Origin of the sequence: Dechloromonas agitata is5, assembly GCF_000519045.1 — a bacterium.
In the GTDB taxonomy this organism is placed as follows: domain Bacteria; phylum Pseudomonadota; class Gammaproteobacteria; order Burkholderiales; family Rhodocyclaceae; genus Azonexus; species Azonexus agitatus.
Genome location: NZ_KI912532.1, coordinates 2,557,178 through 2,573,934 on the forward strand (window position 1 = coordinate 2,557,178; position 16,757 = coordinate 2,573,934).

Consider the following 16,757-nt stretch of genomic DNA (forward strand, 5'->3'; position numbering starts at 1 on the left):
TTCCTCCCGTCGCAGCCACCCCGCCGGGGGCGGCCGCGTCATGTCAGGACGACTTGCGAACGCGCAGGTACCAGTCGCACAGCAGGCGCACCTGTTTTTCCGTGTAGCCCTTGGTGATCATGCGGTCGACGAATTCCTGATGCTTCTTCTGCTCGTCGGCGCTGGCCTTGGTGCTGAAGGAGATGACCGGCAGCAGCTCCTCGGTGTTGGAGAACATCTTCTTCTCGATCACCGCCCGCAACTTCTCGTAGGACGTCCAGGCCGGGTTCTTGCCATCGTTCTTGGCCCGGGCGCGCAGCACGAAGTTGACCACCTCGTTGCGGAAATCCTTCGGGTTGCTGATGCCGGCCGGCTTCTCGATCTTTTCCAGTTCGTCGTTGAGGGCGCCGCGGTCGAGCATCTCGCCGGTGTTCGGATCGCGGAATTCCTGGTCCTGGATCCAGAAGTCGGCGTAGGTGACGTAGCGGTCGAAGATGTTCTGGCCGTATTCCGAGTAGCTTTCCAGGTAGGCGGTCTGGATTTCCTTGCCGATGAATTCGGCGTAGCGCGGGCTGAGGAATTCCTTCAGGTAGCGCAGGTAGCGCTCCTCGATCTCGGGCGGGAACTGTTCCTGCTCGATCTGTTGTTCCAGCACGTACATCAGGTGCACCGGGTTGGCTGCCACCTCGCGGTGGTCGAAGTTGAACACCTTGGACAGGATCTTGAAGGCGAAGCGGGTGGATAGCCCGGTCATGCCTTCGTCGACCCCGGCGAAGTCGCGGTATTCCTGATAGCTCTTGGCCTTGGGGTCGGTGTCCTTGAGGTTCTCGCCGTCGTAGATGCGCATCTTGCTGTAGATGCTGGAATTCTCCGGTTCCTTGAGGCGGGACAGTGTCGAGAACTGGGCCATCATGCGCAGCGTGTCGGGCGCGCAGGCGGCATGCGACAGTGAGGAATTGACCAGCAGCTTCTCGTAGATGTGCATTTCCTCGGTCACGCGCAGGCAATACGGCACCTTGACGATATAGATGCGGTCGAGGAAGGCCTCGTTGTTGCGGTTGTTCTTGAAGGTCTGCCATTCCGCCTCGTTGGAGTGGGCCATGATCAGGCCGTCGAAGGGGATGGCGCCGAAGCCTTCGGTGCCCTTGTAGTTCTGCTCCTGGGTCGCGGTGAGCAGCGGGTGCAGCACCTTGATCGGCGCCTTGAACATCTCGACGAACTCAAGGATGCCGCGGTTGGCCAGGCACAGGCCGCCGGAGTAGGAATAGGCGTCGGGATCGTTCTGCGAGTAGGTTTCCAGCTTGCGGATGTCGATCTTGCCAACCAGGCTGGAGATGTCCTGATTGTTCTCGTCGCCCGGCTCGGTCTTCGACACGGCGATCTGCGACAGCACCGACGGGCGCAGCTTGACCACACGGAACTTGGTGATGTCGCCGCCAAATTCCTGCAGGCGCTTGACCGCCCACGGGCTCATGATGGTGCCCAGGTAGTGGCGGGGAATGCCGTAATCCTCTTCAAGAATGGCACCATCCTCATGCACATTGAACAGGCCGAGCGGCGATTCGTGCACCGGCGATCCCTTGATGGCGTAGAAGGGCACCTTCTCGATCAGCAGCTTGAGCCGTTCGGCCAGCGAGGACTTGCCGCCGCCCACCGGGCCGAGCAGGTAGAGGATCTGCTTCTTTTCCTCCAGACCCTGCGCGGCGTGGCGGAAGTAGGCGACGATGTTCTCGATCACCTCTTCCATGCCGTAGAACTCGCGGAAAGCGGGGTAGATCTTCAGCATCTTGTTGGCGAAGAGGCGCGACAGGCGCGAATCGCTGCGGGTATCGAGCAATTCCGGCTCGCCGATGGCGAGCAGCATGCGCTCAGCGACACTGGCATAGGCCGACTTGTCGTTGCGGCACAGCTCGAGATATTCCTGCAGGGACAACTCCTCTTCCTGCAGCGACTCGTAGCGTCCCTGGTAGCGGGCGAATATCGACATGGCGCACTCCTTCCACTCAAGTGGCCGATCCTGATCGGCCGGGCGAACGCAAACCAATGATCTCTTTGCCCGTTTGACGCAGGTCTTGCCGATTTCGTTCAGGCCATCATGCGCGGCGAGTGTGAAATGTTGCGCAGAACAACGGTAATTTCGTCGAGCGCCCAGTCCAGCGTCGGCCGGTCGATGATCAGCGGCGGCGCCAGGCGCAGCACGGTAGTGTGCGTGTCCTTGGTCAAGATGCCGTGCTGCAGCAGGCGCTCGGCCATGTCGCGGGCATCGGCCAGCGTCGGCTCCAGTTCGATGCCGGCGAACAGCCCTTTGCCGCGCACTGCGCGAACCACCGGGGTCGTGGCCGCCAGTTCGTTGAGCCGGGCCAGCAGGTGTTCGCCAAGGCGGGCCGCGTGTTCGACCAGGCCTTCGTCTTCGAGCAGGTCGAGGGCGGACAGCGCGACGGCCGCTGCCAGCGGATTGCCGCCGAAGGTCGAACCATGGTCACCCGGCGTAAATACGCGCATCAAGGCATCGTCGGCGAGGAAGGCGGACACCGGCAGCAGGCCGCCGCCGAGCGCCTTGCCGAGGATGATGCCGTCGGGGCGAAGCGGCTCGTGCTGGTAGGCGAACAGCTTGCCGGTGCGGCCCAGCCCGGTCTGCACTTCATCGACGATGAGCAGCACGCCATGCCGCCGGCACAGCGCGGCGCAGGCGCTCAGGTAGCCGGGCGGCGGCATGATGACGCCGCCCTCGCCCTGGATCGGCTCGACCAGGAAGGCCGCGGTATGCGGGGTGATGGCGGCGGCCAGCGCGGCGACATCGGCGAAGGGCACCGTCTTCAGGCCGGGCGGGAAGGGGCCGAAGCCGTCGCGGTACTGCGCCTCGCTGGACAGGCCGACGATGGCGATGGAACGGCCGTGGAAATTACCCTGGCAGGCGATGATCTCGGCCTTGCCGGGCGGCACGCCCTTGACCTGGTAGGCCCACTTGCGGGCAGCCTTGAGCGCGGTTTCCACCGCTTCCAGCCCGGTATTCACCGGCAGCACCCGCTCGTAGCCGGAAAGCAGGGCCAGGCGGCGCAAGAGCAGCGGCAAGCGGTCATTCGAGTAGGCGCGCGAGGTCAGCGCCAGGCGGCCGGCCTGTGCGTTCAGCGCGGCGAGCAGGCGCGGGTGGGCATGGCCGAAGCTGTTGGCGGAATAGGCCGACATCATGTCGAGATAGCGCCGGCCTTCGGTATCGCTCACCCAGCAGCCTGAACCGGCGCTGAGGACAACCGGCAAAGGTGCGTAGTTGCGCGCGCCAAAGCCGTTTTCCCAGCGCTGCAGCGTCTTGCCGTCGGGTGCGGCGGCGGCCTCGACGAGATCATGGATCAGGCGGGCGGTGCGGCCATCCGGGTCGCGCTGCGGGTTGTATTCGGCGATTTCGAGGCCGACGCAATCGCGCTGGCGGAGCAGGCCGCGCAAGGTATTGCACAGTTCGCCGGCAGCCAGCCCGTCCGCAACCGGCGTATTCACACCGGGCGCCGCGAGCGGATCGATGGCGTCAATATCCAGGCTCAGGCCCCAAGGACCGGGTCCCAGCCAGGCACGGGCCTCGGCCAGCACGGTGGCGACGCCTTTTGCAGCCACCGTTTCGGCATCGACGATGCGAACACCTAGGCGATTTAGCAATCGGTACTCCGCCACCTCGAAGCTGCGGACCCCGATGATCACCAGGCGTGCAGGTTCGAGTGGCGGACCAGTGATATCGGTCATCTCAGGCACGACCTCGCCGAGCAGGGCTGCGACAGGCATGCCGTGCGCGTTACCGCTGGGCGATGTGGCTGGGATATGGGCATCAAGGTGGGCATCGATCCATATCAACCCGGGGATGGAGCCCAAGGCACGGCCGATACCTTTCCAAGTACCTACAGCAATCGAATGATCACCCCCGATTACCAAAAGACGTTCTCCGGAGCGAATAGCGGCCTCCGTTTTGTCGGCCAACCGACCAAGGAGATTCGCCAACGGCTTGGCACAGGGGAAATACGGCCTTATTGGCTTCCCTATTTTGGCATCTAGGCCATTATTGCGTAGCGTCGCACCTAGGCTAAGTATGTTTATTTTTTCCAATACAGCTTCGCTCCCGACAATCGATAAGCCAAGCGAGGAGGGAACGAGCAGACAACGAATGACAGGGTCTAAAGGGATGAGCCTAGGCATAGGAGACTCCAATCAAACTGTTCTTTTTATATTTGAAATCGGTTGCGACCAGGAGTTCTATTTCAAAGCTGGTCTGCTCCTAAGCAGTTATGGCCAATACTGGAGCCTGTACTGAAAAGCAATCCCATTGAATCGATTCGCTAGTCACAGCAACGGCTAGTGGTTATCCGGATGGACTCGCCGGCGAAGGAATTCCGGAGTCCGCGCGAATCGTGGCGTTGGCGGATGTGTTTGACGCCTTGAGCATGAAGCGCCCGTACAAAGACGAGTGGCCTACCGAACGCATCCTCGCCTACTTGCAGGAAAATGCCGGAAAGCATTTCGAGCCGCGTCTGGTTGCTATCTTTATATAGACGCCTTACCTCAAATTCTTGAAACCAAGGCCGTATGGGATCTCAAGGAAGCTGCTGGTTGAGCTGAAATGTCGCCGAGTTGGCTCAGTGGCGCAGCCCACAGGTTAAGGCGATAGATTGCTTGATCTAATGTGAAGGTCGGAAATTGCAGAGTTACCGCTTGTTATCGTGGCCAGGAGGCGGCGGGGTCGGGGCCTGACCTGTCGGGCGAATGTAAACTTCCGCTACGTAAAGTAGCCTTGATCACTCCCAATCAGTGGTGCGCCGAGTCATCCAGGTGCTGGACGTCGTCCTGAATCGCCTGGTTGGCAATGTGGCGCAGGCGGATCATGTACATCAGGCCGCTGACGAAGAGGCCGAACAGGGTGACCACCCAGTAGATCGACATGTCCATCTTGATCATCAGGTAGTACAGGCCGGTCATCACCAGGATGGAGATGTTCTCGTTGAAGTTCTGTACAGCGATTGAGTGGCCAGCGCCCATCAGGATGTGGCCGCGGTGCTGGAGCAGGGCGTTCATCGGCACGACGAAGAAGCCGGACAGGCCGCCGATGATGATGAGCAGCGGTACGGCCAGCCACAGGCTGTTGACGAAGTTCATGACCAGCACGATGAGGCCCATCGCGATACCGAGCGGGATGACGCGGACCGACTTGCGCAGGGTGATGTACTTGGCGGCGATGATTGCCCCGGCCGCAACGCCCACGGCGACGACGCCCTGCAGCATCGAGGCCTTGGACAGCCCGAGGCCGAGTGCCACCTCGGCCCACTTGATGACGATGAACTGCAGTGTCGCACCGGCGCCCCAGAACAGCGTGGTGACGGCCAGCGAAATCTGGCCCAGTTTGTCGCGCCAGAGCAGGGCAAGGCAGTGGTTGAATTCGTGGATCAGGAAGAGCGGATTTTTCTTGAGCTGTTTGTGATCGACACCGGTATTCGGCACATATAAGTTGAAGATGGCAGCCAGGATGTACAGTGCGCCGACGACGGTGAGTGCCATTTCGCCGGTCGTGTCGATGCCGGTATCGAGCAGCGGGAAATCGAACGCCAGCAGGTGCTGGGCGATGTCCGGCCGGATCAGCATGCCGCCGATGACCACGCCAAGGATGATGGCGCCGACGGTCAGGCCTTCGATCCAGCCGTTGGCGACGACGAGCAGGCGATGCGGCAGGTATTCGGTGAGGATGCCGTACTTGGCCGGCGAGTAGGCGGCGGCACCCAGGCCGACGACAGCGTAGGCGAGCAGGGGGTGGGCGCCGAAGAACATCATGCTGCAGCCGACGATCTTGATCGTGTTGCTGATCAGCATGACCCGGCCCTTGGGCATCGAATCGGCAAAGGCGCCGACGAAGGCGGCGAGGACGACGTAGGAAACGGTGAAGAAGGTCTTGAGCAGTGGCTCGTATTCGGCCGGTGCCTGCATCTCGCGCAGGGCGGCGATGGCGGCGATGAGCAACGCATTGTCGGCCAGCGCGGAAAAAAACTGCGCGGCCATGATGATGTAGAAGCCGAACGGCACGAGAATGTTGTCTCTTATATATGACTTTGGGCGAGGTTTATACCACGCTCAGGAATCGGCGCAAGGCTTGTGCGGTTCGCCGTCTTGTGCATGTCCGGGGCGTGGTGGCGAGAAGGGGTAGTGTGTGTCCCCGCCGTTACCGGCGGATGACTGACCGGCAGCCGGCAGCGGCTTTTTTTCGTTTCGGGCGAGCTGCGTTTCCCGGAAAGCCGGCGGAATGTGATGAAATATCGGCCGCACACCACCCGGGAGAATCGATATGGCTGATCGGCGTTTGCAGGTATTCCATGCCGTCGCCAAGCACCTGAGCTTTACGCGGGCGGCTGACGCCTTGTTCATGACGCAGCCGGCCGTCACCTTCCAGATCAAGCAACTGGAAGAGCAGTACAGCACCCGGTTGTTCGAACGGCGTCACGGCAGCATTTCGCTGACTCCGGCCGGTGAACTGGTGCTGTCCTATGCGCAAAAGATCCTGGCGCTGTCGGACGAGATGGAAACGCGGCTCTCGGAAATGACCGGCGAGATGCGCGGCCCGCTGCTCGTCGGCGCCAGCACGACCATTGCCGAATTCATGCTGCCGCGCGTGCTGGGCGAGTTCAACGCGCTCTACCCGCAGGTTCGGGCGCGCCTGATCGTCGCCAATTCGGAGAGCATCGAGAATCGCGTCGCCGAGCACACCATCGATGTCGGGCTGATCGAAGCGCCGGCCAAGCTGGGCGGGCTGAACAGCCATATCTGTTGCGAGGATGAACTGCGCGTCATCTGTGCGCCGGACTACCCGCTGGCCGGCATGGAGGCCGTGACCCCCAAGGCGCTGGAGGACTACGAGTTCATTTCGCGCGAGCCGGGTTCGGGAACGCGCGAGATTACCGATGCCTATTTCCGCCACCATCATGTCGCGCCGGAAAGTCTCAAGATGCAGATGGAACTGGGCAGCCCGGAGGCGCTGAAAGGTGTCGTGTCCACCGGCCTGGGCTTCGCCATCGTGTCGCGTGCCGTCGTGGACAAGGAACTGCAGTTGGGCGAGCTGGTATCCATTCCATTGAACCCGCCGCTGACCCGCAGCCTCTACCTGGTTTATCCGCAGGATCGTTTCCAGTCGCGCCTGACTGCGACCTTCATCGACTTTGCCAAGCGCAAACTGAAAGAACTGGCTTTATGAAGATTTCCCGCCCGATCCGGGCCCGGATCGACCCGGCGGCCATCCGCCACAATTACCGCATCGCCAAACAATACGCCCCGAATTCCCGCGCCTGGGCCGTCATCAAGGCCAATGCCTACGGCCATGGCCAGTGGCGCGCCGTCGAAGCCCTGCGTGGCGAGGCCGACGGTTTTGCCATGCTGGAAAGCGAAAACGCCGTCGCCCTGCGCGAAGCGGGCGTCACCCAGCCGATCCTGCTGCTCGAAGGAATTTTCAGTGCCCGCGACGTGCGGGCCGTCGTCGAACACCGGCTGACGACCGTCATCCATTGCGCCGAGCAACTCGAACTGCTGGTCCGCAACGCGACCTTCTCGGCCCCGGTCGCCGTCTGCCTGAAGCTCAACACCGGCATGAACCGCCTCGGTTTCACCGCGCAAACCCTGCCCGCGGCACTTGCCGTCCTGCGTCAGTTGCCGGTCGATATCACCTTGATGACCCATTTTGCCGAAGCTGACAGCGAACGCGGCGTGGCGTGGCAGATGGAACGCTTCCGTGCCATCGCCGGCGACTGGGAGGGGCCGGTCTGCCTGGGTAATTCGGCCGCCATCCTGCGCCACCCGGAAGCCCACGGCGACTGGGTGCGCCCCGGCATCATGCTCTATGGCGCCAGTCCCTTTGCCGGACAGTCCGCCGAGGAGCTCGGCCTGCAGCCGGTGATGGCGCTGGAGAGCGCGCTCATCGGCGTGCAGCAACTGGCGGCCGGCGAGCGGGTCGGCTACGGCGGCACCTTCACCGCCGAGCGGCCGATGCGCATCGGTGTCGTGGCGTGCGGCTATGCCGACGGCTACCCGCGCCATGCGCCGACCGGCACGCCGATCGCCGTGCTCGGCCGGCGGACGCGGACCATCGGCCGGGTGTCGATGGACATGCTGGCCTGCGATATCACCGATATTCCCGAAGCCGGCATCGGCGCGCCGGTCACCCTGTGGGGCGACGGCCTGGCCGGCCAGGTGCCGGCCGACGAAGTGGCGACTGCCGCCGGTACCATTTCCTACGAGCTGTTCTGTGCCCTGGCGCCGCGCGTGCCGGTTTCGCTGGGCGGGGCGAGTGACGTGGACGTTCGCTGAATGGCCAAGGCGAAAACGATTTATGCCTGCACCGAATGCGGTGCGACGAGCCCGAAATGGCAGGGCCAGTGCCCGGGTTGCAATGCCTGGAACACGCTGGTCGAGACGGTAGCGGAAAAATCGACGCCGAACAGCCGCTTCGAGTCGCTCGCCCCGGCCGCCAAGTTGCAGAACCTGTCGGAAATCGAGGCGCGCGAGGCCGAGCGCATCCCGACCGGCATCGGCGAATTCGACCGGGCACTGGGCGGCGGTCTGGTGGCGGGCGGCGTCGTGCTGATCGGCGGCGATCCCGGCATCGGCAAGAGTACGTTGTTGCTCCAGGCGCTGTCGCATCTGTCCACCGGGCACAAGGTGCTCTATGTCAGCGGCGAGGAATCCGGCGAACAGGTCGCCCTGCGCGCCCGCCGGCTGGGGCTGGATACCCGGCGCCTGCAGCTGATGGCCGAGATCAACCTGGAGCGCATCCTGGCCACCTTGCAGGCCGAGAGGCCCGAGGTGGCGGTGATCGACTCGATCCAGACGCTGTGGTCCGATCAATTGTCCAGCGCACCGGGCTCGGTCGCCCAGGTGCGCGAATGTGCGGCACAACTGACACGGCTGGCCAAGCAGACTGGTATCACGGTGATCCTGGTCGGTCACGTGACCAAGGAAGGCGCCCTGGCCGGACCACGCGTGCTGGAGCACATCGTCGATACCGTGCTCTATTTCGAGGGTGACACGCATTCGAGCTTCCGCCTGGTCCGCGCCTTCAAGAACCGCTTCGGCGCGGTGAACGAACTGGGTGTCTTTGCGATGACCGAAAGCGGGCTGAAGGGGGTGAGCAACCCGTCGGCGCTCTTCCTGTCGCAGCATGGCCAGGATGTGCCGGGTTCCTGCATCCTGGTCACCCAGGAAGGAACGCGGCCGCTGCTCGTCGAAATCCAGGCGCTGGTCGATACCGCCCATGGCAACCCGCGTCGCCTGACGGTCGGCCTCGATGCGCAACGTCTGGCCATGTTGCTGGCGGTACTGCATCGCCATGCCGGCATCGTCTGCTTCGATCAGGATGTCTTCGTCAATGCGGTCGGCGGGGTCAAGATCAGCGAGCCGGCCGCCGACTTGGCAGTGATTCTTTCGATTGCATCATCGTTAAAAAACAAGGCATTGCCATCGAAACTTATTGTATTTGGTGAGGTCGGTCTGGCGGGCGAAATCCGCCCGGCGCCGCGCGGCCAGGAACGCCTGAAGGAGGCTGCCAAGCTCGGTTTCACCCGGGCCCTGATTCCCGAAGCCAACCGGCCGAAACAGGCCATCCCCGGCATGGAAGTCATTGGCGTGCGGCGCGTCGAGGAGGCGGTGACGCGGCTGCGCGACATGGAATAAACCGGCGCCTCGATCCCCCAGCCCATGTTCAACCTTTCGCGCTATTTCTCGACTGTCAGCTTCATTCTCGTCGTGCTGGCGGCTGGCCTGCTCGGGCCGCTGTACCAGAAGCTGGCGCTGCAGCAACTGCAGTCGCTGGCGGAACGGCGGAATGTCGAGATGGTGCAGATTTTCGAGAATTCGCTACACGGGCCGCTGGCTGCGTTGCTGACCGATTCGGTCGGGCGCGATGCCCGGTCGCTGCAGGCCACGGAAGATCTCGCCCGCCTCAGCGAAAGTGCGCTCGCCCTGATGCAGGACACCTCGGTTTTCCAGGTCAAGGTCTATAACCGGCTGGGCGACGTGATCTTTTCGACCGATTCCCGCCAGATCGGCCAGAGCCGCTTCGACAGCCCGGGCTTCAAGGCGGCGATCAAGGGCGGCGTGAGTAGCGACCTGCTGCGCCGGGGAAGGCTCAATGTCGGCGAAAAGGGGCGCACACCGGCCGATGTGCTGGCCAGTTTCATCCCGATTCGCAGCAACGACCAGGCGGTGGCGGGCGTCTTCGAGCTGCACCAGAACGTGACGCCCTTCATCGATGAACTGGAGCGCGACCTGTGGTGGATGACGGCCGGGGTCGTGCTGACCTTCGCCGCGCTCTATGTCATGCAATTCCTCGTCGTCCGGCGGGCGCAGGGCATCCTGGAGGATCAGGAAGGCCGCCTGAAGGCCGCCCGCGATACGCTGGAACTGCAGGTCGAGGCACGTACCGAGGAACTCAAGCGCACCAACAGCCAGCTCGAAAGCGAGATCGCCGAGCGCCGGCAGGCGCAGAGCAAGCTGAATTACCTGGCCTATCATGACCCGCTGACCGGCCTGGCCAACCGCCGCTGCTTCATCGAGCGCCTCGAGGAAAGCCTGCGCGAGACGGCGCGGCGCGGCGAACGGCTTGCCGTGCTGTTCATCGACCTCGACCAGTTCAAGCAGGTCAACGACTCGCTCGGCCACGGCATTGGCGACGAATTGCTGGTTTCGGTCGCCACCCGGCTGTCCGACCATGTCCGGTTGATCGACATGCTGGCCCGCTTGGGCGGCGACGAATTCATCTGCCTGATGGAGGGGGTGCAGCGCACCGAGGATGTCGAAGTCCTCGCCCAGGAAATCCTTGCTGCCTTCGAGCAGCCTTTCCGGTTAGGCGACACCGAGCTATTCCTGACCGCCTCGGTCGGCATCAGTCTCTTCCCGGGCGACGGCGACAGCGTGCTGGCCTTGATGCGCAATGCCGATTCGGCGATGTATCGCGCCAAGTTCAGCGGGCGGGGCAACTACCATTTCTACACGCCGGACATGACCCGTGCCGTGCAGGAGCGCGTGCAGATCGAAAACCTGCTGCGCCGCGCCCTTGACCACGGCGAGTTCCGCGTCCATCTGCAGCCGCAAGTCGATACGCAGAGCGGCGAATTGGTCGGCGCCGAAGCGCTGGTCCGCTGGCAATGCCCGGAACTGGGCGAAGTAATGCCGACGCGCTTCATCCCGGTCGCCGAGGATTCCGGCTTGATCGTCGGGCTCGGCACCTGGGTGCTGCGCGAAACCTGCCGCCAGTTCATGCACTGGCGAGAAAGCGGCTTCGACCTGCCCAAGGTCTCGGTCAATCTGTCGGTGCGGCAACTGGAGCGACCGGAGTTCATCGATACGCTGGAACGCATACTCGACGAAACCGGCATGGACCCGCACTGTCTCAAACTGGAATTGACCGAATCGGTGGTGATGGCGGTGGGCGATTCCTTCTCCCTGCTCGACAGGCTGCGCAGCCTGGGCATCAGCCTGGCGCTGGACGATTTCGGCACCGGCTATTCCTCGCTCAGCTACCTGAAAATGCTGCCCATCCAGCAACTCAAGATCGATCGTTCGTTCGTCGAAGGCATCGGCCGCAACAGCGGCGACGAGGCGATCATCCGCACCATCATGGAGCTGGCGCGCAGCCTGGAATTCGAGGTCGTCGCCGAAGGTGTCGAAACGGCCGAGCAGGCCGGTTTCCTGGCCGAACTCGGCTGCCAGCAGTTGCAAGGCCACCTGCACGGCAAGGCCGTCGCGCCAGCCGAGTTCCGCGCCCGCTGGGCGGCCCGGGCATGATCGCCGGTTTCTCCTGGCGCCTGCTCGGCCGGGAATTGCGCTCGGGCGAATTGCGCCTGCTCTTCGCCGCGCTGCTCGTTGCCGTGGCGGCGGTCACGGCGGTCGGCTTCTTCAGCGACCGCGTCCGCCAGGGCTTGCAGCGCGAGGCCCGGCAGATGATGGGTGGCGACCTGCTGGTCACCGCCGACCACCCCGTACCCGACCACTATCGCGACGAGGCGCGCCGCCGGGGATTGCAGATGGCGGAAACCATGGTCTTCCCCAGCATGGTGATGGCCGGCGGGCAGCCCCAGTTGGCCGACATCAAGGCGGTCAGCGGCAGCTACCCGTTGCGCGGCAAGCTGGCGAGCAGCCCGGGCGGCGGCGAGCCGGGGCGCGATGCGGACCACGGGCCAGCGGCCGGCAGCGTCTGGCTCGACGAGCGGCTGGCTGCAGCGCTGGGGGCCGGGCCGGGCGATCGGGTGATGGTCGGCAGCCGCTCCTTGCCGGTGGCCGCCATCCTGACCCGCGAGCCGGACCGCGGCGTCAATTTCTTCAGTCTGGCGCCGCGCCTGATGATGCACCTCGACGATGTCGCCGCCACCGGGTTGGTCCAGTTCGGGGCGCGCATCCGCTACCAGTTGATGCTGGCCGGCGCCGAGCGCGATGTTGCCGCCTACCGGAAGTGGCTGGAAAAACGCCTGGCGCGCGGTGAAAAACTGGAAGACACCGGCAACGGCCGGCCCGAGATCCGCAGCGTGCTCGACCGGGCCGAGCGCTTCCTCGGTCTGGCCACGCTGCTCACCGTGATCCTCTCCGCCGTGGCCGCTGCGATGGCCGCCCGGCGCTACCTGCAGCGCCACCTCGACGCCTGTGCCGTGATGCGCTGCCTGGGCATGACGCAAGGCCGCCTGCTCCGTTTCCATGCCACGCTCTTCCTCTGGCTTGCCCTGCTGGCCGGTGTGGTCGGCAGCGTCACCGGTTTCCTGGCGCATTTCGTCCTGATGCGTTGGCTGGCGCAGCTCCTTGCCCTCGATCTGCCGCCGGCCGGCTGGCTGCCGCTGCTGCCCGGTTTCGGCGTCGCCGGGGTGCTGCTTTTCGGCTTCGCCATGCCGCCCCTCCTGCAACTGGCCCGGGTGCCGACCCTGCGTGTGCTGCGTCGCGAGTTGGGCGCCCCGCAGGCCTCGTTACTCGGCGGCTACCTGTTCGGCTTGCTGCTGCTCGCCGGCCTGATCGTCTGGGTAGCCGGTGACCTGCGCCTCGGCCTGCTGGCGGTGGCCGGTTTTGGCGGCGCGTTGCTCGTCTTTTGGGGGATCGCCCGCCTGAGTATCGTCGTCATCGCCCGCCTGAGTATCGTCGTCATCGCCCGCGGCCGGGGCGGCGCCGGCTTCGGCTGGCGGCAGGGCATTGCCAGCCTCGGGCGGCATGCGCCGGCTGCCGCCATCCAGGTCGTCGCATTGGCCATCGGCCTGATGGCCATGCTGCTGCTCACCGTCATCCGCGGCGACCTGCTGGCAACCTGGCAGAACTCGGTGCCGGCCGAGGCGCCCAATCGCTTCATCATCAACATCCAGCCCGAGCAGCGGGCGGCGCTGGCCGACGAGCTGCGGGCGTTGGGCGTGCGGGCCGAACTGCTGCCCATGGTGCGGGCCCGCCTGATCAGCATCGGCGGCCGGCCGGTCAGCCCGGCCAGCTATCCCGAGGATGAGCGGGCGCAACGCCTGATCGAGCGGGAATTCAACCTTTCCTGGCGGGCCGACCTGCCGGCCGGCAACCAACTGGTCGCCGGCACCTGGTTCCAGCCGACGGCGGCCGGGCAGGGGGAGGCCTCCGTCGAGGACGGGCTGGCCAAAACGCTTGGCATCCGCCTCGGGGACGAGCTGGTTTTCGTTGTGGCCGGCATCGAGAAACACCTGCGCGTCAGCAGCCTACGCAAGCTGGCCTGGGATTCGATGCGGGTCAATTTCTTCGTGCTGACGCCGCCGGGTGTCATCGAGGATGCGCCGGCCAGCTACATCACCAGCTTCCACTTGCCGGCGGCACAGGCCGATGCCGCCTCGGCTCTGGTCAAGCGCTTTCCCAATTTGACGCTGATTGACGTACAGGCGGTGGTCAGCCAGTTGCAGACAGTGGTCGGGCAGGTGGCCAACGCCATCCAGTTCATTTTCCTGTTCGCCCTGCTGGCGGGCGCCATCGTGCTCTACGCCGCTTTACTGACGGCCTTCGACGAACGGCGTTACGAACTGGCGGTGATGCGCGCACTCGGCGCCCGGCGCCGGCAACTGGAGCAGGCATTGCGGGTTGAATTGGCCGTCATCGGCGCCCTGGCCGGCCTGTTCGCTGCGCTCGGTGCGCTGGCCCTGGGTACGGTGGTCAGCCGGCAGGTTTTCCAGCTCGATCTCGACACCAGCCTGTGGCTGCCTGTGGTTGCGATGTGCGGTGGCGCACTCTTCGCGGTGGTGGTCGGCTGGCTGGGTTTTCGCCGCCTGCTGGCGACGCCGCCGTTGTTGGCGCTGCGCACCGGCGCCTGATCGATTCTTTAAAACTTTCAGGAGCAGGGCGAACTCTTCCGCGGTGCCGTGGTCTATGCGCCCGCTGACGGAAACAATCAGGACGCCGTTCTGTTCGCGTCAAGGCAGATGCATGGCCGCGCCGGGGCCTCTGCCGGGGAGCGCGCCAAGCATGCCATGGCCGTCGGCGCACTCGGGTAAAATAGCGTATGAGTTCGAATCAACAGTCCCACCCCTCGTTCTGGCAGCCGCCACGTCCGCTGTTCGGCTACCGCAAGTTCTGGGCGCATCGCTTCGGCCCGGCGCCCTTCCTGCCCATGTCCCGCGCCGAAATGGATGCGCTGGGCTGGGATTCCTGCGACATCATCCTGATCACCGGCGATGCCTACATCGACCATCCCAGCTTCGGCATGGCGCTGATCGGCCGCCTGCTTGAAGCGCAGGGCTTTCGCGTCGGTATCATCAGCCAGCCGGACTGGAACTCGGCAGCCGATTTCCGCAAGCTCGGCAAGCCCAACCTGTTCTACGGCGTTACCGCCGGCAACATGGACTCGATGGTCAACCGCTACACCTCCGACCGCAAGATCCGCTCCGACGATGCCTACACGCCCAATGCCGAGCCCAACAAGCGGCCGGACCGGGCAGTCACCGTCTATGCCCAGCGCTGCCGCGAGGCTTTCCCCGGCGTGCCGGTGGTGATCGGCTCGATCGAAGCCAGCTTGCGTCGCATCGCGCATTACGACTACTGGTCCGACAAGGTGCGCCGTTCGGTGCTGCCCGATTCCAAAGCCGATATGCTGATTTTCGGCAACGCCGAGCGGGCGGTCGTCGAAATCGCCCACCGCCTGGCGCGTGGCGAAAAGATCGGCGATATCCGCGACCTGCGGGGTACGGCGTTCATGGTGCCTCCCGGCTGGCTGCCGTCCGACCAGTGGGATGTCATGGATTCGACCGAAGTCGATACGCCGGGGCCACTGGTCAAGCATGCCGACCCCTACGCCATGGAAGAGCCGGCCAGCCAGTCCGCTTGCGCCACCGGGGAAGCGCCGGTTGACGGTGGCCAACCGATCCGCATTGTTTCCCGCGCTGAACGCCTGGCTGCCCGCAAGGAGCGGCGTGCCCATACCGTCATCCGCCTGCCGTCCTACGAACAGGTCAAGGACGACCCGGTGCTCTACGCCCACGCCTCCCGCACTTTCCACCTCGAATCCAACCCCGGCAACGCCCGGGCACTGGTCCAGGCCCACGGCGAGCGGGACGTCTGGCTCAATCCGCCACCCTTCCCGCTGAGCACCGAAGAACTCGATGCCGTCTATGAATCGCCCTTCGCCCGCCGGCCGCACCCGAGCTACGGCGATGCCAAGATTCCGGCCTGGGAGATGATCCGCTTCTCGGTCAACATCATGCGCGGCTGTTTCGGCGGTTGCACCTTCTGCTCGATCACCGAGCACGAAGGGCGCATCATCCAGAGCCGTTCCGAAGATTCGATCATTCGCGAAATCGAGGAAATGCGAGACAAGACGCCGGGGTTCACCGGTGTCGTCACCGACCTCGGCGGGCCGACCGCCAACATGTACCACCTCAAGTGCAAGGACGAAAAAATCGAGTCGGCCTGCCGCCGCCTGTCCTGTGTCTATCCGGACATCTGCGAGAACATGGGCACCGATCACGCGCCGCTGATTTCGCTGTACCGCCGGGCGCGGGCCATCAAGGGCGTCAAGCGCATCACCATCGGCTCCGGCCTGCGCTACGACCTTGCCGTGCGCTCGCCGGAATACATCAAGGAACTGGTTACCCACCACGTCGGCGGCTACCTGAAGATTGCACCGGAGCACACCGAGGAGGGCGTCCTCTCCAAGATGATGAAACCCGGCATCGGCACCTACGATCGCTTCAAGCAGTTGTTCGACCGTTTCTCGCGGGAGGCTGGCAAGGAGCAGTACCTGATCCCGTACTTCATCGCCGCCCACCCGGGCACCGAGGACGTGGATATGCTCAACCTCGCGTTGTGGCTGAAAAAGAACAACTTCCGCCTCGATCAGGTGCAGACCTTCCTGCCGACGCCGATGGCGCTGGCGACGACCATGTACCACACCGAGCGCAACCCGCTGAAAAAGCTGCACCGGCAGGGGGCCGAAGTCGTCGGTTCGGTACGTAACGGCTTGCAGCGCAAGTTGCACAAGGCCTTCCTGCGCTACCACGATCCCGAGAACTGGCCCTTGCTCCGTGAGGCATTGAAGAAAATGGGGCGCGCCGATCTGATCGGCAATGGCAAGAAGCAGTTGATCCCGGCCTGGCAACCGGCCGGCACGGGCCAGAAGGCCGCCGCCATCGTCGCTCGCCAGGGGCGCGAGGGGCAGGCGCCGCGTACTTCGGCCTGCGGGCGCCAGCAGCGCAACAGCGCGTCCCCGCGTTCGCCGGTCAAGGGCCCCGGCGGTTTCGGCAAATCCGGCAGCGCGCCACGCAAGAAACGCACACCGTAATACCCGACGAGAA

General features: G+C 64.3%; 10 protein-coding genes. 7 read left to right on the forward strand and 3 right to left on the reverse strand.

Annotation, left to right across the window (positions count from 1 at the left end):
- Positions 1 to 43: 43 nt before the first annotated feature.
- Positions 44 to 1,966 carry a PrkA family serine protein kinase gene (locus K420_RS0112505; protein ID WP_027458365.1) on the reverse strand — a complete coding sequence of 641 codons (1,923 nt, stop codon included), beginning with the start codon at positions 1,964 to 1,966 and terminating at the stop codon, positions 44 to 46.
- Positions 1,967 to 2,064: 98 nt separating this feature from the next.
- Positions 2,065 to 4,158, reverse strand: coding sequence for an ornithine--oxo-acid transaminase (gene rocD / locus K420_RS21080; protein WP_084019650.1), 2,094 nt, complete (start codon positions 4,156 to 4,158; stop codon positions 2,065 to 2,067).
- 212 nt (positions 4,159 to 4,370) lie between these two features.
- On the opposite strand from rocD, the gene K420_RS21130 reads away from it, so the two are divergent.
- Positions 4,371 to 4,511, forward strand: a complete 141-nt coding sequence (locus K420_RS21130; RefSeq protein ID WP_332308170.1) for a hypothetical protein — start codon at positions 4,371 to 4,373, stop codon at positions 4,509 to 4,511.
- Positions 4,512 to 4,764: 253 nt separating this feature from the next.
- Here the strand turns inward: K420_RS21130 and lplT are convergent, their stop codons facing one another.
- Positions 4,765 to 6,030 (reverse strand): lysophospholipid transporter LplT, encoded by a 1,266-nt coding sequence (gene lplT / locus K420_RS0112520; protein ID WP_027458366.1) that lies wholly within the window; start codon positions 6,028 to 6,030, stop codon positions 4,765 to 4,767.
- 259 nt (positions 6,031 to 6,289) lie between these two features.
- Here lplT and K420_RS0112525 point away from each other — a divergent pair, with 259 nt between their 5' ends.
- The 6 genes from K420_RS0112525 to K420_RS0112555 all read left to right on the forward strand — a co-directional run bounded on the left by K420_RS0112525 (position 6,290) and on the right by K420_RS0112555 (position 16,744).
- Positions 6,290 to 7,192 (forward strand): LysR family transcriptional regulator, encoded by a 903-nt coding sequence (locus tag K420_RS0112525; RefSeq protein ID WP_027458367.1) that lies wholly within the window; start codon positions 6,290 to 6,292, stop codon positions 7,190 to 7,192.
- Positions 7,189 to 8,298, forward strand: a complete 1,110-nt coding sequence (gene alr / locus K420_RS0112530) for an alanine racemase (RefSeq protein WP_035854804.1) — start codon at positions 7,189 to 7,191, stop codon at positions 8,296 to 8,298. The genes K420_RS0112525 and alr overlap by 4 nt, the downstream gene beginning before the upstream one ends.
- A complete protein-coding gene (gene radA / locus K420_RS0112535) occupies positions 8,299 to 9,660 on the forward strand; it encodes a DNA repair protein RadA (RefSeq protein WP_027458369.1) in 1,362 nt (453 codons plus the stop codon). It abuts the gene before it with no gap.
- Between the two features lie 24 nt (positions 9,661 to 9,684).
- A complete protein-coding gene (locus tag K420_RS19780; RefSeq protein WP_051453118.1) occupies positions 9,685 to 11,772 on the forward strand; it encodes a putative bifunctional diguanylate cyclase/phosphodiesterase in 2,088 nt (695 codons plus the stop codon).
- Positions 11,769 to 14,282 (forward strand): ABC transporter permease, encoded by a 2,514-nt coding sequence (locus K420_RS0112545; protein ID WP_027458370.1) that lies wholly within the window; start codon positions 11,769 to 11,771, stop codon positions 14,280 to 14,282. The genes K420_RS19780 and K420_RS0112545 overlap by 4 nt, the downstream gene beginning before the upstream one ends.
- A 296-nt stretch (positions 14,283 to 14,578) precedes the next feature.
- Positions 14,579 to 16,744: a YgiQ family radical SAM protein gene (locus K420_RS0112555; protein ID WP_232422836.1), complete on the forward strand. Its 2,166-nt coding sequence runs from the start codon at positions 14,579 to 14,581 to the stop codon at positions 16,742 to 16,744.
- The last annotated feature ends 13 nt before the right edge of the window (positions 16,745 to 16,757 follow it).